The following is a 26,642-nucleotide window of genomic DNA, read 5'->3' as shown; positions in this document are numbered from 1 at the left end:
GCCGAGCTTGGTTTAGAGCATTGTTACCACTTGCTGTCGTCCAATGCGCTGCCAGGGCAAACCCTGGATTAATGCCTGTAACTGTTCCGGGTTGAGGACCACGGTTTCACCTTGGTGAACTTGAGCCCAGTGGAATTTTCCCTGTTCCAGCCGCCTGGCACACAGCCAGATGCCCAGTCCATCATGTACCAGCACTTTCATACGATGACCACGTTTATTACAGAACAGGTAGGCGCAATGCGGTTTGATGTAGCCAAAGGCTCTCACCACCTGAGCCATGGTCGTATCCATACCTGCACGCATGTCCATGGGCTGGGTAGAGAGCCAAATTTCATTGATACGGATCATGTTGCCAGTGCCTTGAGTAATTCTGCCAAGGCAGGTATTTCTGATGTCTGCCATTTTAGCTGAATATCATTATTCGTATGAGGCACGGTGATACACAACGTGATCCTCTCATCAATAGGTTGGCTGATTGCAGCAGTGTAAGGCAAAGCAATAAATGCTGGATTCACATGAGTAGGATCCTGCACGGCACCATCATGATGGCTGAAGATCCTGATCCAACGACTGACAAGGTTGGCATTAATACTATGTTGCAGTGCGACCGAAGCGATCGAGGTATTAGGATTTTTGCAGGCATTGACAATACTGAATTTGAATTCTTTGCTGTATGTTCTGCGTTTTTTAGCAACAGGAGGTGTTGCTGAATATATATCCATGTTCATAGATTAAGTCCCCACTTGTTTTTAGGTGGGAACTAAATTAAGGCTTATAGGATCGCTTGGTAAGGCTGTGTTAGCTGGATGCTTACTTTCTTTTACCTTAATAACGTATTTTTTTAACGGCAGCATACCTTTTGAAACACCACCAAATTATTTATGTTCCACCAGCACATATACTTCCCTATCGAAAAATCTGATAAGAATTGATTATTTTGATACAAAACCTGAAAACTGGGAGTGCTTATATGGACATATATAATATTTCCGGATAAATATAAAACTACTCCACAAGAAGAAAGGCAGAATTTAATCTCAGTCCGAAGTAACAGTACTCTCAAAGACCAAATGTAAAGAAGCATACTTAAGAAAATAAATTTCAATAATGCATGAGGATGTAATTAGTTTCAGGGTGCTAAGAAAGTGTAGCAACTTGCTACACTTTTTCGCTTTTTTGAATCAGCTGTTTTAAGAAATCTTCTAATTGTAAGAGACTGGCTTCGTCAATTTCCGAGATATTCAGAGAAACCTTAAGCTGTTTTTGATTCAGTTTGATATTCCCCGCAATCTTACCGGCATATTCAATTTTTCTGACCACGGATGTTGTGGTCAGTTTTTCTGGATTCTGACTCAATAGTTTTTCAGCATAAGTAGTAACTTTGCTTTGCTCGAGTTTTTTGTCTTTTAATTTTTCCCAAGCTCCGAGTAAGGCCACTTCGGCTTCAGAGAGTTGTTCAAGATGATCCGATAGAAATTTTTTGAATGCAGTTGCAGCAGTACGGCCTAGCAAGCCTGGTTCCACATCAAGGTCATTTAAAATTGCTTGCGGCAGTTTTTCGTATGCTAAATACTTGTACATATCTTCGCGATTTAAACCCAGTGAATTGGCTAAACGTTGCTTGTTTTTCTTTAATTTCTCATCAAGTGAGTTCAGGCCAATAAAAATCTCATAATCTGTCAGATCCTGACGCTTTAAATTCTCTGCCAGGGTTAACAAAGATGCTTCTACATTATTTGCATCAATTATAATGGCTTCAATCACAGACTTTCCGAGTAATTGATGTGCCCGTAAGCGTCGCTCGCCTGCAATCAGTTCATATTTCAGATTATCCAGTTTACGCACTGTAATGGGCTGCAAAAGGCCGATTTCATTAATAGAATCCGCCAGTTCTTTTAACTGTGACTCTTCAAATATTTTACGCGGCTGGTTTGGACTTCGGCTGATATCCTCAATAGGGACATTACGTCTAAACTCTTTCGGCTCTTTAATATTGTCTTTCTGTGCTTGCTGATGTTTTTCTGTATTCTGTTTCAGTTTCTGAGCTAAAAGCTCTTTGGTGCTTGCCATAATGCTCTCAGGTTTTAATTTTCACTACAATTTCATTGGCAAGGCTTTCAAAAGCCTTACGTACTTTTGAATTTTTTTCTACTTTCAAAAGTGGTTGTTGCAGAATCGCTGCTTGATTGACTTTAGTACTTTGAGGAATTGTGGTTTCTAAAATTTTACCTACCTGTTTCAAGGCTTCATCCCGAATCAGCTTACAGACATTCTGACGTTCATCATGCTTAATTAGTAAAGCGCCTAAAAGCTCTAAATCTGGATTAATACGTTTGATTTTTTCAAGATGATTTAAAAGATCTGTTACCCCATACAATCCATATTGTGATCCTGATTCGATAGGGATAATGACATGTGTTGAAGATGCCAAGGCATTGCTTGTTAATAATTTAAGGCTAGGTGGACAGTCGATCAATATAAAATCATAAAGATCTTTTAATAGTTTTAACTTGATATTTAACTCTTCAGAAGGACGGGGAGCTTCTTCTTTTAGTTGATCTTCAGTTTTTCCTAAATTTAAGGAACCATAAATTAATGATACTTTTTCAAAGTTCGTTTCTTCTTGTAATGCATCTGCCAACAACGAAATATCGCCCACTAGTAATTCTGCTGTAGTGACAGCAATTTCGCTTGGATGTTGGATCCCAATGTGTAAACTTGCGTTTGCTTGAGGATCTAAATCAATGACTAAAACTTTGTAGCCAAGATTGGCAAGTTCTGAGGCTAGGTGTACAACAGTCGTTGTTTTGCCACATCCGCCTTTATGGTTAGCAACAGTAATAATTTTTGCAGACATGCGTGTCAGATGCTTCCTTATTTCAATGTTTAGTAATATAAATAACTTTCATTCATCTTACTATAGTTTTTAAATTTATAAATCCTATTTATTCAGCTGTAAAACAACTTAAAAAATAAATTTTTAACTAAGCTAGCTTAATTAAAAATTAGAATAATTAGTTATTTAGCTAATTAATAATTAGGATCATATTTTTATTATATAAAACAAGTGCTTGTAACTTTAAAAGTGGAAGGTTTGTCACTATAAAGTGGAAGGTTTGTCACTATAAAGTGGAAGGTCTGTCACCGTAAAGTGGAAGGTCTGTCACTATAAAGTGGAAGGTTTGTCACTATAAAGTGGAAGGTCTGTCACTAGGGTGGAAGGTTTGTCACTACTATTTTTATAACTGCTATTTTTATTTAAAAATAATTTAAAAAACAAATATTTAAGCTGTTAATAAAGTCTCATAACTAAGCTTTAAAGGTGGAAAGATTGTCACTGTATCTTCTTAACCTGTGGATAATCTGTTTTTATTGGATATTTCCTGATGATTATATGTGCAGTTATACCTTTTAAATCTAACAAAAAGGTGGAAGCCTTGTCACATCAGGGTTTTTATCTGACTTAACCTAACTAGACCTGAATGAAAAAAGTAAAAATAGACCTTCTGAACTGTAATTTCGAGACTAAAGGTGGAAGGTCTGTCATCATGGGGTGGAAAGATTATAATTAATTCCACTTTAAGTGCAGGAAATCGGCTAAAATGCTTCTTTTTGATGACAAACTTTCCACTTTTAGAATATTGTGGTGAAAGTCTTGAAAGTTTTTCCACTTTTGTATATAAAAACTAAGTTAAATTATAAATATCACGGTTATGACAGAATCTGAACCATTGCAAGAAGAATCGAATTATATTCCTTACTGTATAGGCAACATTCGCCATAATGGCGTTGTCAGTACCAGTAACCGTTTAATTCGCCCAATCGAATTATCAGCCAATGAATATAAGGCACTTTTATATGCAATGGCGGTTGCGAATTATAGTGAGAAAAATAGGGTAGATGGTGAAATTACCGAACAAACTTATATTTATTTGTATAAGGATGATTTGGCAGATTTACTAGGATTAAATAAACGTAATTCAATTAATGTTGCAATAGATCGGATTTATAAAGAGCTTTCATCCCGGGTAGCTCATTTTATTATTGAGGAGCCAGCTGATAATGGTAAGAGAAAGACTAAAAAAGTACATTCTGTCGTTCCCATTATCCGTGAGTTAAGATGGGAAGATGATTCTAAAAATGCGATTCAGATTCGTTTTACCAGTGAGGTGTTGCCGTATTTCACTCAACTGGCTGGGGGTAATTTTACTACCTATCAGCTAAAACATCTTTTTGCCCTAGATTCTGTTGCCAGTATGAGTCTTTATACTTATTTCATTAAAAACGAATTTAAGTACGCCAATCAAAAGAGTTATGAAGTGCCATTACTTTTAGAAAACTTGAAAGCACTGATTGATATTAATGAAACCAAATATGATCGCTGGGTAGATTTTAGACGCTATGTATTAGACAAAATAGTGGCAGAAATTAACGAAAATACAGATCTACAGTTAGAGTATGAAACCGTTAAGAAAGGCCGTCCAATTGTAGGTGTGAATTTTAAACTGCATCATCGGATTGCTGATAAGGCACTGGATGAATTTGCAGTGATTGAAAAAATCTATCTTGATGTTCCATTTGAAGACAATGCATCCGTAAAAGAATTAGGGGCTAAATTCGATATGAATGTACGTTCTTGGTATATTTTTAATAATGATGAAAATTATCAGCAGTTCAAGAAGTGGTTTAAAAAAGTAGGATGCCTCACTGACTCTCAAGCAAATATTGTCATTAATGACACTTTATTCCAAATGGATTTTGCTGAAATTGGTATGGGGTTGAATGACTTTAAACGAAATATGAAGCATAAACTTAAAAGTAATCCGGAATTCGTCCATAGTATTCGTGAAAGACTGAATGATATTTTTGGTAAAGAGTTGATCTAGCGAAAAGTGTAGCAACTTGCTACACTTTTTAGATATATGTTCGTAAAGAATACAAGTGGTAAGGACCTTAGGATAAAAACGACTCTGTTGCATAAAGTGTGAAAATTGAGACTGAACCGTACCGGGTTTGTCGGAGACCAACTTTCTTGAGAGAATGTTCCAATGACAAAACCAAAATATACCCCTGAAATCAGAGAAAGAGCGGTTCAATTATTGATTGAATCTGAAAAAGATTATCCTTCTACTTGGGCTGCAATCACAGCTATTGCACCTAAGATTGGTTGTACTCCTGAAACATTGCGTGTTTGTTATTTAAAGCATATGGATCAACTAAATCCTGCCAAAGTACAACAGATATCTGACCAAGAAAAAATGAAGCAAATGGAACGTGAAATTAAAGAATTAAAACGTGCCAATGAAATTCTACGTAAAGCAGCCGCTTTTTTCGCCCAGGCGGAGCTCGACCGCCCACACAAATAATGGTGGATTTTATCCAGAACAATAAAGATCGATATGGTGTTGAAGCGATTTGTAGAATTTTACCGATTGCAGCTTCGACCTATTATCGGGCTTTAGATCTCGTTGATAACCCAGAACATCGAGCGAAACGTGCTCTGCATGATTTATATCATGCAGAGCAAATCAAACGTATTTGGAAAGAAAGTTTAGGTCGATATGGTGTGCGTAAGGTCTGGCAACAATTGAAACGTGAAGGTTATGTTATCGCACGTTGTACAGTTGCTCGATTGATGCAGAAGCTAGGTATACAAGGTGTTTGGCGTGGTAAGAATAAACAAACCACCCGTAGCCGAGATGATCAAAAACGAGCAGATGACTTAGTAAAACGCAATTTTAATGCAGATCATCCTGACCCTTGCGAAGCAATGCTTCTCAGATAGGTCGCTGCGGTGTAGAACTGGAACCTCTGGCCAATGCCTTAAAAGAGGTAGTGCTGCAACAGCAGGTGCTGCATGCAGATGAAACACCAGTCACCATCATGCGGATGGGTGAGAATGATAAAAAACCGAAGAAAGGTTATGTCTGGGCCTATGCCACTACACAGTACAATCCAGTTCAGGCGGTGATCTATGACTTTCAGGATAGTCGTTCAGGCCAGCATGCTGCAGAGTTCTTGAAAGGCTGGCAGGGTTATCTAGTCTGTGATGATTACAGTGGTTATAAAGCACGCTTTAAATCAGGCCAGGTCATTGAGGTGGGCTGCATGGCCCATGCACGTCGTAAATTCCATGAACTGCATGTAACTGGGAAAAGTCAGGTCGCTGAACAGGCATTAGTGCTGATTCAGAAACTGTATGCGATAGAAGCAGAGCTCAGGAAAAAGACCGATGGTACAGCGGAAGACCGCCGCGAATACCGACAACAGCATAGTCAACCAGTGATGCAACAACTATATGAATGGCTCAACCAACATCATCTGACGGTGCCATCGAGTTCTCCCACCGCCAAGGCCATCAATTACACTCTGAAGCGTTGGCCAGCTTTAAGCCGCTATTTGGATGATGGCAATCTACCGATTTGCAATAATTGGGTAGAGGTGCGACACGAAGTCGCTTAATGAAGTTGTTCCCCCTGCGGGAACCACCCGTGTCACCGGGTGAATCTAGAAGGCTGAATAAAGAGCGCCTTCGACAATGTAACGAGGCACCGCAAGGTGCGGGGTATCAATCGTGAGAGGCGTACTCTTCTGGCAGCCATAGCCGGACAAGGGCTAGATAATCGGTATGGTGAACACATGTGAATCTGCGCAACGATCGTTAAATTGAACGAGCGGAAATGGCTAATACGCTCGAACCAAAACGGTAATGGAGGTGGGAATCGCGTCTTTCTACTACGCATTCGTGACCCATACGCCTCCCGGTCGATAGCAGGCACCTAAGCCGATGTACTTCAGTAAGCGGAACGTGGAAATCCCGTATTACCCCCATTGGGAAAGCAGTTTGCAAAAACTGCCCATGGTGATGCGGGCGAAGGAACGAGGAAAAAGCGAATGCCAGTCTGTAATGGGTTGGATAGAGGTTGAAACATTACCTCACGCGAAAGCGGGCTGACGTCCTTATGGTCTCTCATCACAAGAGAGTGTGTAGAACCCTTTTAATGGAGGGAGAGCAAATGAACGCAGCAGTATCAGCGTGTGCGCCTTCCAGCACATCGTGGGACAGCATCGATTGGATTGCTGTACAGCGTCATGTCAGAGGGCTGCAAGCGCGTATTGTGAAGGCGGTACAAGACGGCAGGTATAACAAGGCGAAAGCTTTGCAATGGCTGCTGACTCACTCGTTTAGTGGCAAAGCATTGGCCGTAAAACGAGTGTCTGAAAACAAAGGCAAAAACACGGCTGGGGTCGACAAGGTGACTTGGAATACACCCAAGGCCAAGACCGGTGCGATGATGTCGTTGAAGAGGCGAGGTTACACGCCCCTTCCGCTTCGGAGAGTCCTTATTCCGAAGAAAAATGGCAAGATGAGACCTCTCGGGATACCCACGATGAAATGCCGGGCCATGCAGGCGCTCCATCTGCTGGCTTTGGAACCCATCGCGGAGACCACTGCTGATCGGAACTCTTATGGATTCAGGGCTTTGTTGCACAAAGATTTCATAACTATATGATTTTAAAAGTTTTGATTGTTTTTTGATCCAAAATTAAATTTATTTAAATCAGATGCTTACATATTTATGCAACAAAGCCCTTCGTAGCCTGCTTTTTCTACGGCTTTAATTAAAGTAGCGCGATCAAGTGGTTGATGCGCATAAATGACTGCTTTTTCGGTAGCCAGATTTACATGAGCCGATTCAACACCCTCAACAGATTTTAAAGCTTTTTCCACACGGCCTACACAAGAAGCACATGTCATCCCCTCAATCTCTAATGTTTAACTGTAGTGTGGCGTATCAGTCATTTCGGTACTCATATACGATCTCTATCATTTAGATATGCTGAGTTCTATATGCGAAGATCAGCTCGAACCAAGATTAGGTGGAATTCAGGGATTACTTTTATTTCAAGCAAGTACAGGTTTTATCTGTACGATGAGGAAAATAAGAGAGTAAAAGTGGTAAGGAATTCCCACTGTTACTCTAACAGAGATTAAGCAGGATCAGCTGTAAATCCACGCTCACTGAGAGTGGCAATGACTTGATCCTGACTCACCGTTGTGTTGATTTCAATAATACGGTTTTGTAAATCAATATCGAGTGAGGCATTCGAGTCGAGCTCTTTAATTGCGGTAGTAATGCCGCGTGCACAACCACCACAAGTCATATTAGCGATGTGAAATTTTATATGTTGCTCCTTTTTAACAAAACATTTGTTTAAAACATTAGAACAGTAACTCTAAACTTTCACCATACAACCAGCCTTTTTCTGAATCAGTTACTCGCTGTAACTTGGTCTGTTTACAACCTTACAGTTTTCTTCAGAGTATTCCAAAGAAGAGTGTTCTAATGACTACAGTAAATAACACTAAATATAAAAAAAATGGAAGAATAATTTACTAAGTTATTGTTTTTAAGTTGATCCTTGTTTTATATGGGGGTGATAATAACTTCTGATTACTAGTTTTTACCTTAAATATACCGATTGAAAGATTCATTTAAAGGCTATGAATACATGAGTTTTACAGTTTGGCTAGGTCAGCATGAGTACTTTTCACAAGATTTAAGATCGACCATGAACGTGATTAAGTTATAGGGGATTGATGAAATAGTTTTTATGAATTTCTGGCTTTCTGGGCTGATTTTATCAAATTCATGTCTATGCAAAATTGCGACATATTTCTCGTGCTGGTAGTTATCCAGAGTTTGGTCTGCATCTATCCATAGTGCAGACCTTTTTTTGGTGACAGTTTTTTCTTAGTGATTTTCGATCTGGATGTAGTGATTTCACGTTTGCAGAATATATCTTGGCGGTGATCCATCTAATATTCGTGATTATAAAGAGAGCTAATTCACAGGTTCTACAGATTATGTAGCGACTAACTATATCAAAGTCTATTTGCAGTTGATGGTTGGCGCTTAGTTTATATTTACGCTTAGGTTTCAGTTAAAAAATCAATATTCTGTTGAATCCGTGATTGAATCATCTGTAGGGTAGATTCTCGAATTTGATGGGGATACAGGCGCTGCGCAATTTGACTAAATTGAAGTGCAATTTCACGCATGGTCAAGATGATCTCATCGACTTCTAGAGTAGTCAGATTAGCTTCTGAAGTACCGAGTTTATGTATGTCATTTCGGGAAATATTGAGCGCTTCTCCCATAATGTCCATTTGATGATAACCACCTGGACCCTCGCAGAAGGTCACATCATAGGCTGGAGCCAATTTCCATTGACCATTTTTCTCCATGAGAAATGAAAAGTTCTTAGTATGGTCATCCCGATTATTGAAAAGCACATTAAACACAGCACGTTTAAAAGCATGCAATCTTTCTCGTACATCTTGCGTACACATCAAGGTTGCCCGGAGAAAATTGCGATAGTCTAGGCTACCTGGAACTTTATAGTCTGCTCCTGTATATGCAGCCAAACTCTGCATTGGAATCCGCATACCATTTTGACGATCGAATCGTTTAGAAGCAAAAGCCGTTAAACCATTGGGCAAATTAAAGAAATGGGTATCTGGAGTCTCAATTGCACAAAGTCGCAAACATTCTGCATAGACGGCTTCAATGGCGCAGACTTCAGGATGCTCTTGCTGAGCAGGAAACTTAATCAGCCAGGCTTCATGTTGATCAGAATCTTGAGTCGAAAACTCTAAATTGACAGGATCTCGGTAAACCAACGCTTTTGGTCTGGCACCTTGAGGGGAGCCACCCATGACCAATAAATGCTGTAGAAATTCACCACCTTCACCTTTGAGTACTTCTTGAACTTCCTGGGCCAGTTGTTGTAAAGGGATATTTTCTGAGGTTTGCATGTCAGCAACACAAGGTTCAAAGGAGAGGGCACCCATTGCGTGACTACTAATATAGGTCAGACGCTCCAAAGGTCCAATTCGTGCTGAATTTAAGCCAATTTTTTTGAAATATCGATCCATCAACATCATGCCCCAACCATCTGGTAAAGCGTCATAGACTGGACCTGGGAGTCCCATTTGATGAGTAGGAAAACCTTGTCTGAATGGTAGACCTTTTAAAGGCAGCAAGTAAGAAGAGAGCTCAACACCTTGCTGTATTGCTTCTGGACTATATTCAAAAGCAATGGTGGGTCTACCTGTCGTGGCTGTTGAACTAATCAGCGTTCCCCATAACCATGATTCGCCCCAACCGTTGTAATAAACATTAAGTCTATTGAGCATTATCCCTTCCTCTTAATACGGTGGCGCTTACTTTGACTCTCATAGCGAAGAATGTCATTCACACTGTTAAGCTGAGGTTTAAATAGTTCCTGAAGTTCGTTTAATCGACCCAAGACCATTGCAATACGGACTAAATTTTCAACAGATACATTTCGTCCCGCTTCAAGATTCGAAACTGTATTCACGCCGACACCAGCGCGTGCTGCTACCTCAGCTTGAGACATCTCCAGAAAGAGTCGTTGCTTACGTAAACGCTCACCTAAAAGAGTCACAACTTCTTCTGGTTTAGTGAAATATAAATCCATTAAATTGGGTCTTAAGAATGAATAATTTAATTAAATCACAAAATAATGGAATTAATCTATAGCTATAGTGTGGCTAAGGAGGGCTTTGTTGCACAGCACATCAGAAGGGTAGGTATAGTCCTTGGGTATCGGTTACAGAAAATCATCAGGATGTACTTTGACTGATTGTTGATACGGAGATTTCAGTATTTTCATTTTTCCTAATAGGTCACATTACTTAGAAAGGGTTCTTCGAAAATTAGTTCATACTTTAAAAATCCTATAAATATTGAGGATATTTTCTTAATGCTTTCAATATAGCATGCGGCTATATGTAACTCGAACGGGCTTAATCTGCCTTTCAGTATAAATTTTTTGGGCGTGAGAGGGGAGAGGTGTGAGGGCAAGCAATTTATATCGTGGATACTTCTAAATTACTTATGTAATAGAAGGTGGTAAACATGGATTTAGAGGTAATAACACTAAATATAAAAAAATTGGAATAATAATTTATTAAATTATTGTTTTTATGTGGTTATTGGTGATGTTATGAATAATAATAACTTTTTTCTTGATGAATTTTACCTAAAAAAATTGATCAGATAATTTTCTTTAAATGTCATGCATACATAAATTTGACAGTTTGAAGGGATCGGTATGTGCATTTTTCACAAGGTTAAAGATCGACCATAAATGTGATAAACGGCAGAGGATCATTGAAAAATGAATGGATTTAAACACTACATGTATGCACGAAAAAAAGTATCGCTGCGGTTCTGCTGACAGGCTGTATTGAGCATTGAATGCAAATGATGTAGTAATTGTCTACAGGCTATAGGACCAGCATGAAGAAGAATGAAATGTAGTTGCCAATTTATAACCTTGGTTGAAAAGCATAGCATTGTTATTCGGAGAAGTGAGGTAAGCCATCCTTCTCTTATTCATTTAAAATGATTCTTACTCAACTGATCTCGACTCATGGGCTGGTTCCAATTAGACGGATAATAACTTCCATCCCCTATCTTTTTCTTACCACATTTCTTGCATTTAATCCCTTCTTTGGAGATTTGATTCAGCATCACTGTTGTCGGTTGAATCAAATCAATGACATAGTTCGTTGGTTCAGGAAAAGCAGAAGAGGCTGCTTTATTGCAAAAGAGAACATTCGGATCAAATGGATTGGATTGCACAAAAGCCATGATACAGCCACAGAGTAATTCACCTGCATGTAATCTGTAACATCCATTCAGGTCATCAGACGAAGATTAATCTGAAATTTAAGCACTAAACACCATAAATCTATGTATGGGCAGACTTTTTTGAGACATATGTTGATAAACATGCGGCAAGTTACATTGCTTAAAAGTCTATCTAAGTTAACGATCTATTCAATTCTGGATAAGTAATCTGAATATTACGATCCTAAATTACCCGAAGAGTATTAAGATTTCTAAGAATCGTGATTGTTGGTTTATTTGGGAAATTAATCAGTGGATTGAAGCAAAGATGATGGCTCATTAAGGATTGTGGGCTTCGACTACTTAAATTTTAGGTATTTTGAATAAAGCATATTTCAAAAATCTGAATTAATGGATTTAAATTACCATAAAAACCTTCAATATTTGCTTGAATCCATTGTTGTTGAGAGTCAATGCGAGACCAATCAATACCATAACCACAATGAGCAATCAGATGCTCAAAGAAAATCCGTTGTGTACGTCCATTACCTTCACGGAATGGGTGTATGACATTAAGCTCACAATACAAGTCGGCAAGTTGAGGGATTAGTTTTTGTGGTGCTAAGCCTTGAAAGTATTTTTTTTCTTGAAGTGGCCTAAGTAATTTATTGGTTTCAATTTCAATACGGGAAAAATTACAAAAACGGGTATCACCTTTGGAAATATCGATTTGTCTTAATTTTCCTGCCCAGTCGTATAAGTCGCCAAAAAGCTGTACATGAATTGATTTTAAGTATTTTAAGTCGTAGGGTGGTTCAGCATATTCAATGAGACTACTTGCTAATCCAGACAGTTCCAGTTCAGCTTGTTCTAAAATTTGTTCATCACGAATATTGAGTTTGTTCTTTAGGATATTTGTGCCAGGGTAACAATACAGGCTGTCACCCATTTCCCCATATTTATCCATACATGCACCTGACTAAGATTCGGGTTGCGAATACTTCTTATATTTTTGCAAGATTTCAGCTTTACTTTGTTGAGTTGTTTGAGCTGTCGTTGTAATGCCTTCAAGCTTTAGGCTGGCTTGATAGTTTTGCGAACGTGTCGCTTGAATATATTTTCTTTTCTGTTCAGTGGTTCTGAGCATTTCGAAACTCCATTGATGCTACACGTGAAGTAAGTATAGCAGAGAATCTTTTTGATCAATGCTGCATACACAGCATTTCTAAAATGTAATACAACGGTATTGTTTCATGTAATAACAGAAAACTAAAAAAAAGTGGAAGAATTCTTAAAATTTAGACCGTCATAGATAAGCAAACCGTATGTATTTGTTGAGAATTGTAATTTTGAGAAAATTTAGTTGATAAATTAAATGAAGTTTCATATACAAAGATATGCTCATTTTTTAAATCGATAAAAATGTTAAGATTTGACTATTTGGTAAAAAATATAGAAATTTTTATGGGGCAATTTATCATGCCCTTTTGCTTTGACCGAAAAAATGTTCAACTTGAGATAGTAAAAATTAACTCAGAACTACTGAAAATCAAAAAGATTAAACAGAGTCAGAAAGTAGTAGTACAAGCAAAGTTCAAAATAATCTATGTGAAAATTTGGCAAAAAATCTTGCTATTGATGCAAACGGAGCCAGGCTTACGTGTGCATTCTAATTATGTTGCAATCTTACAGTTGATACATAATCTTGATGATTTTATCGAAAAATCACAACAACACTTGTGCTTTGAAAGAAAAGCTCAGAAAGAACTGGATGCTAAATTTTTTGCAAGATTTTTTAAGCTAACAAAGAATTCAATAAAGGATCAACTTTTACCAAATCGTTCTGATCACAATGAATTTAAACAATGCAACGTGATAAAAATATTAAGCGAAAATGAATATGCCAAACATTGAAACACAAGAGCAATTCTTAGATTTAGCAGAAAAATATCAACAAGATTATTGTCTATTACGTGATGATATTGTAAATACACAATTTGTCGATCTATCAGATGATTTGTATAAAGATGTCTACGCTCTATACAAATTAGCACAACAAATTTATAGCTATATATCAGGCTCCAGACAGATCGGTAAGTATTCTTTTTTAGCTGCTGTGAGTTTTTTTGCATGTCCAGATTCTAGTAATACACAAGAGCTGTCATCGCAACGTTATTTGATTCTACAAGCGAGTTTTTTAACATATCGGCAGTATCAAGAATTTGCAAAAATTGATAAAGCTGAGAATAAGCAAAAACATGTTTGTGACCTATTACGCTATGTCTCACGATATGTGCTGGATTCTAATCATGCTGAATTATTTCATGAATGTAGTAAGCTGCTAAATTGTTATGTCACGTACGAACGTAATTTGAAAAAAGAGGATCGTAATCAACTTTTTAATATTAAAGATTTCGAACAAGTACAAGTCATAGAGTATTTATCGGCTCTATTAATAATTTTTAAAAGACTAGATGATCGTCGTGTAGTTCATCGTCAGCGTAAGTCAAAAAAAAGCAAAGTTTTGCAATGGCCGACGAAAAATGAACTCAAAAAATTTCGTGAAATTAAAACGGGTAAGCAAGTAGATATTGGACATAACGCAAAGATTAGTATTTATGATGCCGCTCTTCACAAAGATGAAGAGGGTGAAGTTGATCTATTAGATCCTGAAATGGAGTTTTATTCAGAAGATGAAAAGTCTAAAAATTTAAATTATATACTCAGCGATAATGCGACGCATCTAATGCGGCATCGCCAGCGCCGTCATGCTCCTTTTGTTACAAATCCACATTATTTGGCGCCAGATATACTGAAGCAAATTGTTTATGTGTTGAGAACCGAGTTATCCGGGCACTGGAGGGATGCTGCAATCGCTGCAGCATGTTTATTGTCACTTTTGACGGGATTATCACCCGTCGCACTGATGGATTTTAACGAGCTTATTCAAGATGGAATTTTGATCCAGAATGGTTCAAGTAGACGTCGCGAATATTTACTCAAATTAAATCTTAAAATTACAGAGCAGAAGATTAAGAGCTTAAATCATGTGCGGTGGAATGAAGTGATGACACATCAACTACATTTACCTTCTGCTTGGTTTGACTATATAGAACAAGCATCGAATCCACTAATTTCATCAACACACATTAATACGAAACTTAAGAATTGGCTTGATAATCGGTTTGTAGGTTCGATCACTGTAGAAAAACTGCAGGCTCAATTATATTTTCATATATATTATGAAACATATAATGAATATCTTGCTCATGTAATTGCTGGGCGGGATAGTCAGCATCACATGCCTGGTATCTATTATGGCGGGCTACCGAAAACTCAACTCAGTAGCACATATCTAGCCTTTTTAGAAAAAGCACTTACACCACATTCCACACATTTTACTGAAGACACGGCTGAACTAAAAATATTGCAACAACAATTCAAAGTGCAATCTGCATTATCTATAGGAAGGATAGGGAGCCAACTGGCACTTGAACCCAATTTTGTGAAAGAGCAATTCCATATTTTACATAGACATTGTCACGAAAACATCCAAGAAGATAAGCACATTATTAATCAACTTAATGCATATGCGTGTTGGATGTGGCATATCAGTTTGTTGAGTTTGGCAAGTCGGCCTAAAAAAAACCTGTTGGGGAATTTGGATGATTATTGTGTTGAGCTCAAGCTTTTATATGTGAATGATAAAAAAAATAGTAAAGCAAGAAAAGATGGTCGTTTTATCCCTTTATCTGATTTTTTCATAAAAACACTGCAAAATTACACTGCCTTTTTAGAACAAATTATTGAAGCGTACGGTTCATTTTTTAGACAAGTCTTTGCAAAGAAGAAGATAACTGTAAATGATCTTTTTGGTAAGGTCATTTTTAGTAAAGATATCTTGCCGATAACTGTCAAAGAATGGCAGAGCAGGAAAATTAAGTTAATCCCTTTATCGAGAAAATGGGTGAATTCATATATGCAAGGAGTCTTTCCAAAGAATATGTATTCGAATTGGTTACGTCATTTTGACATGAACTTTTTGATGCATGAGCAGCAAGAGGGTAAACCAGCATTAGCTTTTCACTTAATTCAGGCCCTGTATGGTCATGACCAACGTGACCGAGAGGCTTTTCATCCGCATTCTTCACTTATCCCGAATGTCTATGTACAGCAAGCCCGCCAGCAATTGCAAGATAATGTCAAATCTTTATCGATTAAACACTTAGAGCGAAAATAGTTGTATGCAAAAAATCAAAGAACTAATAAAACCACAACTAGATGATCTATTTGTTGATATTCATAAAATGGTGAAAAAGTCGCTAGATAGACAGCCTTCTCCACCTGAAGTATTGACGAAAGAAATGCAGCAAAAACTTGATCAGCAGATCGCTGAAAAATGGCATGACATTAAAGATAGTGTTGATTGTTTGAGTCAAAAGTTGAGCCGAGACGAACAATCAAAACTGATGCAATTTACTGAAGATGAATTTAATAAAAGAAGGAAGCAATTCAACCAGAATGTAGATAAAAAATCATACAGAATTAAGCTAAATCCACATACTAAACGGATCGTACTGCCTAGAAAAATTGAGAGTACAGAGTCACGGTTAGAACAGGGGCATCTACATATCCATGTACTTAAGGAATTAAGGCAGTATTGGCAAGATTCATTTGAATATTGGAATGAACCAAAGTACTTATGGGGAAATTTATGCTTAAGTTTTATATATATTTCAGGCTGTGCAGATGAACAGCATTTGATTGCAATTCAGAAGCAATTGCAGGAGGCCATTGAGCTTGGTACAGATCTGAATTGTTTTCGGTTATACCATTCGGACTACAAAAAAATCACTAATCCATTGTTACTACATTATCGTGTTGAAAACTCTCAATATGGCAACGATGTAGAACAGGGAAAGTTGTACCAATGGAAACATGTTTTTTTTAACCCATATGCGCAGTTCATTTTGCAATATTTAAAAAAGTTGAAAGCTGCTCAGAAAGAATTTTGTCTGCAACATTCAGTTGAAGATTGTATTTTAGAAAGCTTGAGTAAGATAGGCAGGAAAAAAAGTCTTGGGGATCTGCAATATCAAATTAAACGCCGTGGATTTCGTGCATTTAATGATGTGCAAATGGTACTCGAATTTAATCCAAACCTCAGCATAGATATATTTTTGAGTAATGTGCTTCAGCAAGAGATTAATACTGTTGCTTTAAGGCCATCCGAATTTAGATTGCTGTGGAATAATGATTACAATCAAGTCACAGAACCAGATAATCGCCCTATTCATTTTGAACAAGAGCAGTTACTTCCTGAAGTTCCGACTGTTCAAAGCAAATTACAAACGATTCCGTATGAGTTGATGTTGTTTGGTCAAAAGAAACGTAAAGGTCAAAAAGTTGAGCGTTTAGATAAAAAGAGGAATAAAGAAGAACGCACGCTACGTTTTTGGCAAGAAACTAGAAGGGTGTTAGAGGAGAAGATAGTTGATGCTAATACGGAGGAAAAGTCTTTAATTGATGCTCAACTACGCTTAATTCACTGGTTAATGCATTTAAAAAAACGAGGGCTTCAATTATCAACTATTGAAAGCTACTTAGGATCGTTTGGCAAAGAATTTATATTTGAGATTTGGCTCAATAAATTAGATTTAAAGCAACAATCCATAGATGACTATGAGGATTTATATCGGCAGCTATTGAAATACAGCAGTGAACGTGATGAAAAAGCAGTTCAACGAGATTCGGTGAAAGGAAAAACCTCTCGTAAGATGCACCAAAGCGCAGAATACCGTTTTGGTCGCCTAAAAGATTTTCATCAATTCTGTATAGAGAATTATGATGCTCCAGGGGTATTGGTGTTACAGAATTCAAGTTTTAAGCATTTACAAATTTGCAATGCACGGCTAGTGAGTCCTTTGCTATTTGGCAAATTATTGGAAAAACTAGAAAATTTAAGTCAAGAGCCAACGGCATCAGAGTGGGTCGATCATCTGAGTTGTTTAAAGCTGATGTATTTACTAAGTTATAGAACTGGACTTCGATTAAATGAAGTTCGTTGTCTTAAAATACAAGATATTATTTGCCCAGAGCTACTTTATAAAGAAAAAGAAAATACAGTTTTTAATAATATCACGCTTCATATCCAAGACAATTCATATCGCCGTCTGAAAACGCGAAGTGCGAATCGTCAAATACCATTGAAAATTGCATTGTCAGAACATGAGTTTTTAGTAGTACAACGTTACATACAACATCGTTATGAGCAATATTTGGTTAATCAGCAGGATGATCTACTTTTTAGTGTGAATCATCGTGTATTAACTGATCAATGTATCAGCAAAATTACAGTAGATTTGTTTAGTCAAATATTAGGTATGCATCATGGCTTTAGTTTTCATACATTACGCCACAGTGCTGCTAACTATCTAGCAATAACTTTGCTCGGTTCAAAAGAAATGATCAAGACCTACACAGATTGTCCTTGGGTAAAAGCAAAAAAGATGAGGGATTTATTGTTTGGTATGAAAGCACGTGCTCAAGAAGAGATTATTCAACATAAATGGCAGGTGCTCGCCTCTTGGATGGGGCATAGCAGTATTGAGCAAACGGCTTCAAATTACCTTCATGTTTTGGATTTATTAGCAGTCGATCGAATTTATAATTCGCCGTGTATCATTTCAAAAAAAGTATTAGAACAGTGTTTTAGTCCAGTGAAGTCAAGTACAGACTACATAAACCTAAATCGTTATACTCAGCAGCAGAAATGGTTTAATTCTTATCAGCAAACACAGCCAGTTACGATGGCTGGCCGACAAGAAAAGAAGTTTAGTATAGAGAAGAGTACTCTGACACCTTTTCAACGTTTGATAAGTTTTAGAGAAGGTCGATTAAGCGAAGATACCCAAGCTCAAGAATGGATGCAACGATGTCAATGGATGAGCACTAAATGGATGGATCGCCAAAAATTTAATTTAAAAACGAATTATGTTTATAGTAAGAATTTAGAAGAGAGTTGGTTTGATGAACTTTACGAAAAGGCTAAAAAACTGACTCGTCCAGATGAAATAATTCCTCTCCTTGATTTTCATTATAAAGATGATAGGCAGCAAGATGCACTGAAAGAAAAGAACATGGTTAAGGCGCTTAAAATATTATTATTATTTGGAAAACTGCGTAAGAATTTTCTACATTTTCAATGCCGAATGAAAGGTGATGAGCAACAAATTGTTAATTTTATTACTGGTATAGAGCCAATGTTAGGAGATCATCTGTATTTAGAAAAACAAAACTACCCAGTTAATTTGGATGCTCCTGAGCGAACCGTTAAATTTAGTTTTCAAAGAGTTGTCGGCTCTAACAAAAAAAATGTTACTCCGCTGGTTATATTTAATTTAATGTTAAAAATGATGCAAAAAGATGAACTCTGGATCAAATAGCCTAAGCATGTTAAAGGGGAATTGTTTAGAAATTTCCCTGTTTATAAGTAAACTGCCTTTATGAAAAGCACCATGCTGACTTGGATTAATAAGCGGAATGTAGTATCACAGTTTGATCGCTGGATTTACGAAAATGGTGTGAAGATTAGCGGTATGGTAAATCGATGAGCTAAAGTGTTGTAGTCCAAACTCGATCTGACAATTACCCATTTTTTAGTGTGCCCGTCAGGTTAAATTTGAACTGAATTTTTCTCAGCCCAAATTCATTTCCAATCAAGTTATGTTTCAAGTGGCGTGCGAACACTGCACAATTTAATTCACGGTGCCTAAGACAGGTATCAACTTCGGACCAGCCATTCTAGCTTTGCTAATGATTTCCACCAGCTCATCATAAGTCAGTTCAAACTTATCCTCACTATCAAATACATAGACCATATTCTTGCCTTCATGTTCAGGTGGAGTAGGTGGTACAAATCGTTTCGGGATAAGAATTTGTGCGAGTTGTTCGTCAGTTAATTTAAATAAGTGCATGTTTTTATCCTACTGTTCCTTAAAATGTATTCAAACATACTCAAGGACTAATTCGCACTCTGTTAATGTCTTGTTGCCAAGCGTGTAACTAGAGCCTGAGTCGGTCAGTTCCGACTTGTAGCGGTCAGTCCGTTCTTGCAATATACGCTTTACAGTTTTGTAAGGCGTATAACGACTTATCTCATTGTCGTTTAATCTTGCAAGCACGTTTCTCGCAGCATTCCAATCAGCTTGCACAACTTCCCCATTGAAACGGTGAAAACGATCTCCCTTACGTGTACCTATTAAAAGGCCATGCAAGAAAGAATCACTTTGCGAAGTATATGCAGAATTGACTAGATGCACCGTAGAACCTCTACGGTGAGATATAGAAGTTAGGGCATTAGCTAACAAACCTTTAGCCCATGTATTTAAGCGTCTATTGGTGTTTTTGCCATAGTTGCGTTTACTTTGAATTGGGGATGTTAAATCTTCCGCAACAATCACTTTGGCTTTATCAACCAACTTGTGAGTTGCTGTAAATATTAATGTTTTGAGCTTTGCTTTTTGAGTATCTTGTCGCTTATCTAGTTTTTTTCGACCTAGATTATTTAACTCAATTTTCTGTTTCTTGTGTGGTTTAGCTTTAGCAATCGCTCTGAGCTTGTTTCTGTGCTTGTACTTTTGATTTAAATAATCTGATTCACTTGAGATCAGCTTGCCTAGACCACTCCCATATACATCGCCATCAGAGTCCACAAAAGCTTCTGAGTACCCTTTATCAACACCTACGGTTTCCTGACCACAATCCTGTGTTTCAACTGCATCATAAGTTGAGTGAACTTCAACATTACCGTTTTTTAGAATGATTCTAAGTGTGCCTTGTGGCGCAAAATCAACAGTCGTATTTAATGGGATTTTAATGGTTTGTCGAGGGATTAGGCTTGGTACTTTAAGCCAACATTGACCATTTAACTCAAAGGTTTTACACATATCCGCACGAACAATAATTTGATTATGTGTGTGATTAACACCATGCTTAAAGTGATTACGCATTTGACGATGGAGGAAATTATCAGTCATCCATTCATCTTTTTTAAGCAAGGTGTATAGTCTTTTTTGTTCATTATTACAGGAGGTGCGTTTTCGGATCGCCTGCTTTACTTTGTCTTTTGATGCTTCTCGATAGGCTTTAATATCACCTATGCAATCACGTAGCGTTTCTTTCCACGCATTTGCAGAAACACCAAAGTCACGACTTTCTTTCATCCACGCATCACGAATAGCTCTGTCACTGATATTCAAACCTGAAATAGCACCATATTTAGCCCACACCTCGCTACGAATACGACCAAGTAAAACAGCTTGTTTCTCAAGCTGTTTGTACTTTTGCACATTCAAGTTTTTACAGTGATGAATGCGTGTTAATTTCACAAAGTCATGCCTAGGTTAAGGGATTGGATAATCAATAGATATGGATGCTAATATACCAAGACACTCACCTAAAATACAAAAGATAATCATTTAAATCTCTAATAAATACCCACCTTGCCACTACTGAATCGACATAGACAAAATGAGAACTTATGCAAATATTTGTCTATATTTTTAGTTATAGTTAATTACTCTCGTAAAACAGCTGACGAAGTCCGAGATAGAATCATTGCGTCAAAACAAACGTGATGCTTATGCACTTATGATGAAAATGAATTAATTATTATTTAATTAAGTTAAAAGACTGCTATATAGCGGTCTTTTTTGTTTTTGAGCTCTACAAATTTTAATGAGTACATATAGTTACTTTTATAAAAATGATAATAAAGGGTAGAGGAGGTCATCTAAGAATTTAAAGCACAAGACTTATTTAACATTGATGACAGAAAAAGTGAGTTGTTGGGAACTTAAAGAAGAGGTGGTACTTATAATGGTTACTAAAATACAAATACTTAAAATATTAAATATATAAAACAATATATTACAAATATATATGATGCGTAGTGTACGCATCATACATAAAGCGTTCTATTTTGATATAATTGATCCAATCAACCCATTGTTAGGTTTCATTTAAATTCCATGAGTCTTACTGAAATTAAAGTTCGCCAAGCTCATTGTAAGGAAAAAACCAGTTTTTTATCCGATGAAGATGGGCTTAGCCTGAAGATTGAGCCGAGTGGAAGAAAATCTTGGTGCTATCGCTATACAGATCCACAAACTAAAAAACGTCGACGCATTCAGTTAGGTCGTTATCCTGATTTATCGCTGAAAAAGGCACGACAAGTCAGAGATGACTTTAAAGACAATGATTTCTGTTTTGAACAAGATACTGCCTCTAATGTCATCACCTTTGGTAAGGTCGGGGAGGAGTGGTTACAGTTCAAACTGAAAAATGCCTTCAACGATCTACCCCGCTGTGGTGTACTACAGTTAGCAGAAAGATGCTTACAGCAAGATATTTATCCAGACCTTCAGGATCTACCTTTTCAAAACATCAAGCGTTATGACCTGGTTTCAGTAATCAAAAAAATAGAGGGACGCCAAGTAAAAGAACCTGTCAAGAAAGCTTGTAGTTATTTGAACCAAATTTATGACTACGCTGTAGCGATGGGTTATTGTGAATTCAACATCGCGCATGGTTTAAATAAAATCGCCATTAACAGTAAAATCAAGAAAAATTATCCGTATTTGAAAGCGGAGGATATATCTGATTTTAAGTATAAATTACAAAAATTGGATGCCCATCCGATTATTAAAAAAGCACTGCTGTTCAAATTACATACTGGCGTGCGAGGGGCTGAATTGTTATTGGCTGAGCCTCATCATTTTGATTTAAATGAAAAAGTCTGGAAAATACCTGCCTTGCATATTAAACAGTTTCGACGAAAAGTCATATTAGGCCATGAGATTCCCGACTTCTTAGTTCCACTTTCAGATCAGGCTTTAGATATTTTAAAAGACGTCATGCAATGGTCATACGGTGAAAAGTACATTTTTGCTAGCCCACGGAAACATAATCAACCGATTCATTTTAATACATTAAATATGGCTATACGTAAGATGGGCTATGGAAAACATCAATTATCCTCTCATGGACTACGTTCCACTTTTAGTACCATTTTGAATGACTCAGGTTTGTTCCAGGATAACTGGATTGAGGCACAACTTTCACATATTGATAAGAACCGTACCCGTGCCAGCTATAATCACGCTGACTATTTAGCCCAGCGGACTGAAATGATGCAGTGGTGGGGTGATTATTTAAGTACTGCTAAGTGAAAATCGTACTTTTATACATAGACTTAAAACATTATGGGGTTTCAAATGGATAGTAAACAATATACTTGCCGTGTTACATGGTCAGCAGAATATAATGAGTATGTTGGGTTGTTCGAACCACAAGCACTAGCCATTTGTTGTAATTCAGCTTTAAGCGCCCTTAATTCTTTCATGCGTTTATTCACTAGTGCAAGTTGCTGATCAATTAATGCATTAACGCTAGAGCAGCTTTCTTCTGGCTTATTTTTTAATTCGATAAGACGTTTAATATCATTGAGTGATATATCTAGGCTGCGACAATGCTTTACGAATTCCAATTGTTTAAGTGCTTTGCTATCATACAGCCTGAAATTACCTTCTGAACGATTTGGATTTAACAGAAATCCTTCTCTTTCATAATATCTAATCGTTTGTATTGAACAGCCCGATTTTTTTGACAATTCGCCTATTTTCATCAATTTCCCCCAGACATTTGACTCTATAGTTACTATAGAGTCTATAGTATAAGTATGCAACGAAAAGGATATATAAAAAATGACTGAGAAATATTTAAACAATACGAATATCGTTAATTTTGAACACAAAGATATCCAATCCTTGATCGATCAACGTAGGTGGAAAAACTTGGATAACTTCAACAAAATTGGTGCCGCTTATCAGTTTGTAAAAGATGAGATTTTCTTTGGTTATAATGAAAGCGATGATATTGCAGCAAGCGATGTGCTAGCAGATGGTTATGGACAATGTAATACTAAGGGTAATCTGTTAATGGCACTATTGCGTGGACTAGGCATTCAATGCCGATTTCATGGGTTTACCATAGACCAGCAACTACAAAAAGGTGCTATCCCAAGCTATGTATTTTGGTTAGCACCTAAATACATCATTCATAGTTGGGTAGAAGTTTACTTTGAAGGGCGTTGGATAAACTTAGAGGGCTTTATATTGGATGAGCAATACTTAAGCTCTCTACAGGAGAAATTTGACCAAGTAAAAGATGATTTTTGTGGTTATGGTGTTGCAACAAAGTGCTTTTCATCACCAGATACAGATTGGCGTGGAGAAAATACCTATATTCAAAAAGAAGGTATTCATGATGACTTTGGGCTTTATGATTCCCCTGATGAGTTCTATCTCGAAAAAGGGACTAACTTGTCGGGGTTCAAACGCTGGATATATCAACGCTTGATACGTCACTTGATTAATATGAATGTATCAAAACTAAGAAATAGAAAAGTACTAGAGGTACAAAATGCACAACCATAATCATAGTCATCAACATGGTAAAGATGACCGTATTGGTTGGGCATTTTTCCTTAATGTGACATTCACTATTATCGAATTTATAGGTGGTTGGCTCACTAACAGTACGGCGATAATGGCAGATGCAGTTCACGATCTTGGTGATAGTCTTTCAATAGGTTTTGCGTGGATTTTAAGTCGTTTTTCAGATAAAGAAGCATCAGATAAGTTTAGTTATGGTTATCGTAGACTTACTCTCTTTGGCGCATTGATAAACAGTATTGTTTTAATCATTGGCTCAATTTGGATTTTATTTGAAGCAATTCCAAAGCTGTCCAATCCTGAAATGCCTGTAGTCGAGGGGATGTTAGGGCTAGCGATACTCGGCGTTGCCGTTAACGGATATGCTGTATTAAAATTAAAAGCGGGTGAAACATTAAATGAGAAAGTGCTGACATGGCACCTTCTTGAAGATGTACTTGGATGGGTTGCCGTTCTTATAGTCTCTATCGTACTGTTGTTCGCTGAACTGCCGATATTAGATCCCCTTTTATCAATAGGGTTCACGCTGTTCATCTTGTTTAATGTTTTCAAAAACCTGAAATCAACACTCGTTTTATTTCTTCAAGCTGCACCCGATAAAGAGACTCAAAAGCGTATTAAACTATCACTAATGGAATTTCCTGAAGTTAATGGTATCCACCACATGCACTTTTGGTCACTAGATGGTGAAAGTCACGTTTTAACAGCGCACCTTGAGCTGAGTGACAACTTTGACGTTAAAGAATTAATTAGGCTTAAACAAGAAGTTGCAGCTAAATTATCTTCCTATCATTTATCGCATACAACGATAGAGTTTGAGTTTTTAAATGAAAATTGTCGGGATGAAGCGCAGTAAGCTTTATCAATAAAATGTTGGGCATACAATATTAAAAGCAGCTTAATTAGGCATAACCTAGTAATTAAGCTGCTTTTTTTGATTTTAAATTTCGTCGGATTGCTGTTTGCTACTCTCAGAGCCATGCGCCCATTGATATAAAATAGGCAATACAAACAAAGTTAAAATTGTAGAAGATACAATACCGCCGATAACAACTGTTGCTAGTGGTCGTTGTACTTCTGCACCAATTCCAGTGTTTAACGCCATTGGAATAAAACCTAAACTTGCGACCAGTGCCGTCATTAAAATAGGTCTTAAACGAATGATGTGCTGAGTTTCCATCATTGTCTTGGCTTGATGCGGATCAGTCTAAAGCATTCTCAGGAATAGAGGAGCTCGTTGCTGATGTTGTCGCTGATATGATTAGCAATAATGAAAAAGTTCCTACACCACTCTCCGGGAAAATATAGTAGGCAGTTTGTTGTCCTTGTTCTCAGTGGTTCAACAAAAACTAGCCCTCGAAGCCGCAGAACGTGGCGTGGACATAAATTGTTTAGTATCAGTAAAAAGAGCGATGTAATTTTAGTACGAGTGAGTGATAGAGCAGGAACCTATGCTTCATATATTCAGTAAATGGTATGTTTTTGAATTAATAGGTATTTTTAAATAAAGCTTTCTTTGATTTAGTGCTTTTTATTTAATAAATTAATTTTAAAAACAACTTAGGCTAATTGATAAACACTATCTGGAAAGATTAAAAGAAAATATTTTTTAATTTCTGCTAATTCATTTAAGGCAGGTTCCCTTTCAAGCAGTTGAAATGTCCAAATAAGTACAGCCTGATGATTATCATAGCAAGTATTTACTCCAAGAAAATTAGCCATTCCATAACTTCTATTGATGTTCATTTCTTTAATTAATTGATTTCCTAAGTCACGAGCTTGCTGGCTGATCAATAACTCATTTGGTAACACGGCGGTCATCTCCACAAAATAATCTAATGCAGGTTCAATCCTTATATTTAAAAAGTTATAATTTAGTTGAAATGGATAAAATATACTTTCTATAAGTTGTAATAACCTGCTGTAGGTTAATTTTAGCAAAGTATTACTCAGTCAACAACTTCAAATAACCCACAGCAAGTTATTTTTTGTAAATTAATTTAAATATGATTACTTGTAAGTTATCTAGCCTCATGGGCGATAGAAAAATTTTAAAATTAAGTGAAGTGGTGCATGCAACAGGTATCAATCGCAACACGCTCACAAGTATGTATTATGACCGTGCTGTACGTATTGAATTACCAGTCGCCGATAAGTTGTGTAAGTACTTTAACTGTACGATGAATGATTTGTTTGAGTTTAAGGAAGAAGTTGAAGAAAAAGATTAACTTAATACTTCGTTTGATAAGTTTTTCGAAGAAAAAGACTAGCCAATACTTAGTTTGATAAGTTTTTCTCTGCAGATCTAATATTGAATTTTATAAAATATCATTACAAACAGAGGTGGTTCCACTTGTTTGAACAACTAAAAGCGTATTTATAAGTGATATTCCGCTCTAGTTAAGCCACCTTGTTTTGTTGGGGTAGCTGATCATAGTAAAACTCATTTGGTGTCATTTTGTCT

The 26,642-nt window shown here is 37.0% G+C and carries 23 protein-coding genes, 6 pseudogenes and 1 other annotated feature; of the genes and pseudogenes, 13 read left to right on the top strand and 16 right to left on the bottom strand.

Going from position 1 to position 26,642, the window contains the following annotated elements; genetic code table 11:
- Positions 1-12: 12 nt before the first annotated feature.
- The 4 genes from tnpB to FTU55_RS10745 form a co-directional block, all read right to left on the bottom strand.
- On the bottom strand, positions 13-348 hold the full coding sequence (gene tnpB, locus FTU55_RS10760) for an IS66 family insertion sequence element accessory protein TnpB (RefSeq protein WP_179990954.1): 336 nt from the start codon (positions 346-348) through the stop codon (positions 13-15).
- Positions 345-728, bottom strand: coding sequence for a transposase (locus FTU55_RS10755; RefSeq protein WP_179990955.1), 384 nt, complete (start codon positions 726-728; stop codon positions 345-347). Before FTU55_RS10755 ends, tnpB begins: the two co-directional genes overlap by 4 nt.
- Positions 729-1,158: 430 nt before the next feature.
- Complete coding sequence (locus tag FTU55_RS10750; RefSeq protein WP_119879449.1) at positions 1,159-2,070, bottom strand: ParB/RepB/Spo0J family partition protein; 912 nt, start codon at positions 2,068-2,070, stop codon at positions 1,159-1,161.
- A 7-nt stretch (positions 2,071-2,077) separates the two neighbouring features.
- Positions 2,078-2,857 (bottom strand): ParA family protein, encoded by a 780-nt coding sequence (locus FTU55_RS10745; RefSeq protein ID WP_179990956.1) that lies wholly within the window; start codon positions 2,855-2,857, stop codon positions 2,078-2,080.
- Positions 2,858-3,713: 856 nt separating this feature from the next.
- Between FTU55_RS10745 and FTU55_RS10740 the strand changes: the two genes are divergently transcribed.
- From FTU55_RS10740 to FTU55_RS10725, 4 genes and pseudogenes are all read left to right on the top strand, one after another.
- Positions 3,714-4,886, top strand: a complete 1,173-nt coding sequence (locus FTU55_RS10740) for a replication initiation protein (protein ID WP_127800989.1) — start codon at positions 3,714-3,716, stop codon at positions 4,884-4,886.
- A gap of 162 nt (positions 4,887-5,048) precedes the next feature.
- Positions 5,049-5,758 (top strand): annotated as a pseudogene (locus FTU55_RS10735) (IS3 family transposase); the annotation flags it as partial.
- Positions 5,324-5,440 (top strand) — a sequence feature (AL1L pseudoknot). (Overlaps the previous pseudogene by 117 nt.)
- A gap of 23 nt (positions 5,759-5,781) precedes the next feature.
- Positions 5,782-6,441: pseudogene (locus tag FTU55_RS10730) on the top strand (IS66-like element ISAba25 family transposase); the annotation flags it as partial.
- A gap of 575 nt (positions 6,442-7,016) precedes the next feature.
- A pseudogene (locus FTU55_RS10725) lies at positions 7,017-7,481 on the top strand (reverse transcriptase N-terminal domain-containing protein); the annotation flags it as partial.
- Positions 7,482-7,594: 113 nt separating this feature from the next.
- Here the strand turns inward: FTU55_RS10725 and FTU55_RS10720 are convergent.
- The 7 genes and pseudogenes from FTU55_RS10720 to FTU55_RS10690 all read right to left on the bottom strand — a co-directional run.
- Positions 7,595-7,768 (bottom strand): annotated as a pseudogene (locus tag FTU55_RS10720) (cation transporter); the annotation flags it as partial.
- Between the two features lie 224 nt (positions 7,769-7,992).
- Positions 7,993-8,187 carry a heavy-metal-associated domain-containing protein gene (locus FTU55_RS10715; protein ID WP_179990953.1) on the bottom strand — a complete coding sequence of 65 codons (195 nt, stop codon included), beginning with the start codon at positions 8,185-8,187 and terminating at the stop codon, positions 7,993-7,995.
- A gap of 748 nt (positions 8,188-8,935) precedes the next feature.
- Complete coding sequence (locus tag FTU55_RS10710; protein WP_000934717.1) at positions 8,936-10,201, bottom strand: type II toxin-antitoxin system HipA family toxin; 1,266 nt, start codon at positions 10,199-10,201, stop codon at positions 8,936-8,938.
- Complete coding sequence (locus tag FTU55_RS10705) at positions 10,201-10,506, bottom strand: helix-turn-helix domain-containing protein (protein ID WP_000366814.1); 306 nt, start codon at positions 10,504-10,506, stop codon at positions 10,201-10,203. Before FTU55_RS10705 ends, FTU55_RS10710 begins: the two co-directional genes overlap by 1 nt.
- Before the next feature lie 920 nt (positions 10,507-11,426).
- On the bottom strand, positions 11,427-11,684 hold the full coding sequence (locus tag FTU55_RS10700; RefSeq protein WP_004726728.1) for a hypothetical protein: 258 nt from the start codon (positions 11,682-11,684) through the stop codon (positions 11,427-11,429).
- A 349-nt stretch (positions 11,685-12,033) separates the two neighbouring features.
- The gene (locus FTU55_RS10695) at positions 12,034-12,630 is read right to left on the bottom strand and encodes a putative adenosine monophosphate-protein transferase Fic (protein ID WP_000362164.1); all 597 of its coding nucleotides are present in this window, start codon (positions 12,628-12,630) and stop codon (positions 12,034-12,036) included.
- A 12-nt stretch (positions 12,631-12,642) separates the two neighbouring features.
- Positions 12,643-12,810 carry a YhfG family protein gene (locus FTU55_RS10690; RefSeq protein ID WP_000946583.1) on the bottom strand — a complete coding sequence of 56 codons (168 nt, stop codon included), beginning with the start codon at positions 12,808-12,810 and terminating at the stop codon, positions 12,643-12,645.
- Positions 12,811-13,127: 317 nt separating this feature from the next.
- Between FTU55_RS10690 and FTU55_RS10685 the strand changes: the two genes are divergently transcribed.
- Genes FTU55_RS10685 through FTU55_RS15315 form a run of 4 tightly spaced genes read left to right on the top strand, consistent with a single transcriptional unit; the run spans position 13,128 to position 19,276 of the window.
- Positions 13,128-13,577, top strand: coding sequence for a hypothetical protein (locus tag FTU55_RS10685; protein WP_002046161.1), 450 nt, complete (start codon positions 13,128-13,130; stop codon positions 13,575-13,577).
- Positions 13,564-15,903, top strand: coding sequence for a hypothetical protein (locus tag FTU55_RS10680; RefSeq protein WP_127800787.1), 2,340 nt, complete (start codon positions 13,564-13,566; stop codon positions 15,901-15,903). The genes FTU55_RS10685 and FTU55_RS10680 overlap by 14 nt, the downstream gene beginning before the upstream one ends.
- A gap of 4 nt (positions 15,904-15,907) precedes the next feature.
- Positions 15,908-19,108, top strand: a complete 3,201-nt coding sequence (locus tag FTU55_RS10675) for a site-specific integrase (protein ID WP_127800785.1) — start codon at positions 15,908-15,910, stop codon at positions 19,106-19,108.
- A gap of 60 nt (positions 19,109-19,168) precedes the next feature.
- Positions 19,169-19,276, top strand: a complete 108-nt coding sequence (locus tag FTU55_RS15315) for a hypothetical protein (protein ID WP_372551473.1) — start codon at positions 19,169-19,171, stop codon at positions 19,274-19,276.
- Between the two features lie 144 nt (positions 19,277-19,420).
- Here FTU55_RS15315 and FTU55_RS10670 read toward each other — a convergent pair whose 3' ends face one another.
- Positions 19,421-19,639 carry a hypothetical protein gene (locus FTU55_RS10670; protein WP_000550047.1) on the bottom strand — a complete coding sequence of 73 codons (219 nt, stop codon included), beginning with the start codon at positions 19,637-19,639 and terminating at the stop codon, positions 19,421-19,423.
- 30 nt (positions 19,640-19,669) lie between these two features.
- Positions 19,670-21,052: an IS200/IS605 family accessory protein TnpB-related protein gene (locus FTU55_RS10665; protein ID WP_159153749.1), complete on the bottom strand. Its 1,383-nt coding sequence runs from the start codon at positions 21,050-21,052 to the stop codon at positions 19,670-19,672.
- Positions 21,053-21,694: 642 nt separating this feature from the next.
- Here FTU55_RS10665 and FTU55_RS10660 point away from each other — a divergent pair.
- A complete protein-coding gene (locus FTU55_RS10660) occupies positions 21,695-22,894 on the top strand; it encodes an integrase arm-type DNA-binding domain-containing protein (RefSeq protein ID WP_005245164.1) in 1,200 nt (399 codons plus the stop codon).
- 41 nt (positions 22,895-22,935) lie between these two features.
- Here the strand turns inward: FTU55_RS10660 and FTU55_RS10655 are convergent, their stop codons facing one another.
- Complete coding sequence (locus tag FTU55_RS10655) at positions 22,936-23,349, bottom strand: Cd(II)/Pb(II)-responsive transcriptional regulator (RefSeq protein ID WP_179989169.1); 414 nt, start codon at positions 23,347-23,349, stop codon at positions 22,936-22,938.
- 79 nt (positions 23,350-23,428) lie between these two features.
- On the opposite strand from FTU55_RS10655, the gene FTU55_RS10650 reads away from it, so the two are divergent.
- Positions 23,429-24,160 (top strand): transglutaminase family protein, encoded by a 732-nt coding sequence (locus tag FTU55_RS10650; RefSeq protein WP_005245162.1) that lies wholly within the window; start codon positions 23,429-23,431, stop codon positions 24,158-24,160.
- Positions 24,147-25,034: a cation diffusion facilitator family transporter gene (locus FTU55_RS10645; protein WP_127800877.1), complete on the top strand. Its 888-nt coding sequence runs from the start codon at positions 24,147-24,149 to the stop codon at positions 25,032-25,034. Before FTU55_RS10650 ends, FTU55_RS10645 begins: the two co-directional genes overlap by 14 nt.
- An 84-nt stretch (positions 25,035-25,118) precedes the next feature.
- Here FTU55_RS10645 and FTU55_RS10640 read toward each other — a convergent pair.
- Positions 25,119-25,343: pseudogene (locus FTU55_RS10640) on the bottom strand (efflux RND transporter permease subunit); the annotation flags it as partial.
- Between FTU55_RS10640 and FTU55_RS10635 the strand changes: the two are divergent.
- Positions 25,343-25,486: pseudogene (locus tag FTU55_RS10635) on the top strand (antitoxin HicB); the annotation flags it as partial. The pseudogenes FTU55_RS10640 and FTU55_RS10635 sit on opposite strands and share 1 nt — an antisense overlap.
- Before the next feature lie 252 nt (positions 25,487-25,738).
- Here FTU55_RS10635 and FTU55_RS10630 read toward each other — a convergent pair.
- Positions 25,739-25,990 carry a hypothetical protein gene (locus FTU55_RS10630; protein WP_004658363.1) on the bottom strand — a complete coding sequence of 84 codons (252 nt, stop codon included), beginning with the start codon at positions 25,988-25,990 and terminating at the stop codon, positions 25,739-25,741.
- Between the two features lie 194 nt (positions 25,991-26,184).
- On the opposite strand from FTU55_RS10630, the gene FTU55_RS10625 reads away from it, so the two are divergent.
- Positions 26,185-26,406, top strand: coding sequence for a helix-turn-helix transcriptional regulator (locus FTU55_RS10625; RefSeq protein ID WP_004658364.1), 222 nt, complete (start codon positions 26,185-26,187; stop codon positions 26,404-26,406).
- Positions 26,407-26,642 lie beyond the last annotated feature (236 nt).

This window comes from Acinetobacter sp. YH12117 (assembly GCF_013418865.1).
GTDB lineage: Bacteria > Pseudomonadota > Gammaproteobacteria > Pseudomonadales > Moraxellaceae > Acinetobacter > Acinetobacter indicus.
Note: the sequence above shows the minus strand (reverse complement) of the source record. Positions and strands in the feature narration are given on the sequence as shown.

Coding starts and splice junctions, on each gene's coding strand:
- FTU55_RS10700 (WP_004726728.1), bottom strand. CDS start 11,684: ATGGCTTTTGTGCAATCCAATCCATTTGATCCGAATGTTCTCTTTTGC.
- FTU55_RS10670 (WP_000550047.1), bottom strand. CDS start 19,639: ATGCACTTATTTAAATTAACTGACGAACAACTCGCACAAATTCTTATC.
- FTU55_RS10660 (WP_005245164.1), top strand. CDS start 21,695: ATGAGTCTTACTGAAATTAAAGTTCGCCAAGCTCATTGTAAGGAAAAA.
- FTU55_RS10695 (WP_000362164.1), bottom strand. CDS start 12,630: ATGGATAAATATGGGGAAATGGGTGACAGCCTGTATTGTTACCCTGGC.
- FTU55_RS10755 (WP_179990955.1), bottom strand. CDS start 728: ATGAACATGGATATATATTCAGCAACACCTCCTGTTGCTAAAAAACGC.
- FTU55_RS10705 (WP_000366814.1), bottom strand. CDS start 10,506: ATGGATTTATATTTCACTAAACCAGAAGAAGTTGTGACTCTTTTAGGT.
- FTU55_RS10740 (WP_127800989.1), top strand. CDS start 3,714: ATGACAGAATCTGAACCATTGCAAGAAGAATCGAATTATATTCCTTAC.
- FTU55_RS10745 (WP_179990956.1), bottom strand. CDS start 2,857: ATGTCTGCAAAAATTATTACTGTTGCTAACCATAAAGGCGGATGTGGC.
- FTU55_RS10655 (WP_179989169.1), bottom strand. CDS start 23,349: ATGAAAATAGGCGAATTGTCAAAAAAATCGGGCTGTTCAATACAAACG.
- FTU55_RS15315 (WP_372551473.1), top strand. CDS start 19,169: ATGAAAAGCACCATGCTGACTTGGATTAATAAGCGGAATGTAGTATCA.
- FTU55_RS10690 (WP_000946583.1), bottom strand. CDS start 12,810: ATGCTCAGAACCACTGAACAGAAAAGAAAATATATTCAAGCGACACGT.
- FTU55_RS10710 (WP_000934717.1), bottom strand. CDS start 10,201: ATGCTCAATAGACTTAATGTTTATTACAACGGTTGGGGCGAATCATGG.
- FTU55_RS10645 (WP_127800877.1), top strand. CDS start 24,147: ATGCACAACCATAATCATAGTCATCAACATGGTAAAGATGACCGTATT.
- FTU55_RS10625 (WP_004658364.1), top strand. CDS start 26,185: ATGATTACTTGTAAGTTATCTAGCCTCATGGGCGATAGAAAAATTTTA.
- tnpB (WP_179990954.1), bottom strand. CDS start 348: ATGATCCGTATCAATGAAATTTGGCTCTCTACCCAGCCCATGGACATG.
- FTU55_RS10680 (WP_127800787.1), top strand. CDS start 13,564: ATGCCAAACATTGAAACACAAGAGCAATTCTTAGATTTAGCAGAAAAA.
- FTU55_RS10750 (WP_119879449.1), bottom strand. CDS start 2,070: ATGGCAAGCACCAAAGAGCTTTTAGCTCAGAAACTGAAACAGAATACA.
- FTU55_RS10675 (WP_127800785.1), top strand. CDS start 15,908: ATGCAAAAAATCAAAGAACTAATAAAACCACAACTAGATGATCTATTT.
- FTU55_RS10685 (WP_002046161.1), top strand. CDS start 13,128: ATGGGGCAATTTATCATGCCCTTTTGCTTTGACCGAAAAAATGTTCAA.
- FTU55_RS10650 (WP_005245162.1), top strand. CDS start 23,429: ATGACTGAGAAATATTTAAACAATACGAATATCGTTAATTTTGAACAC.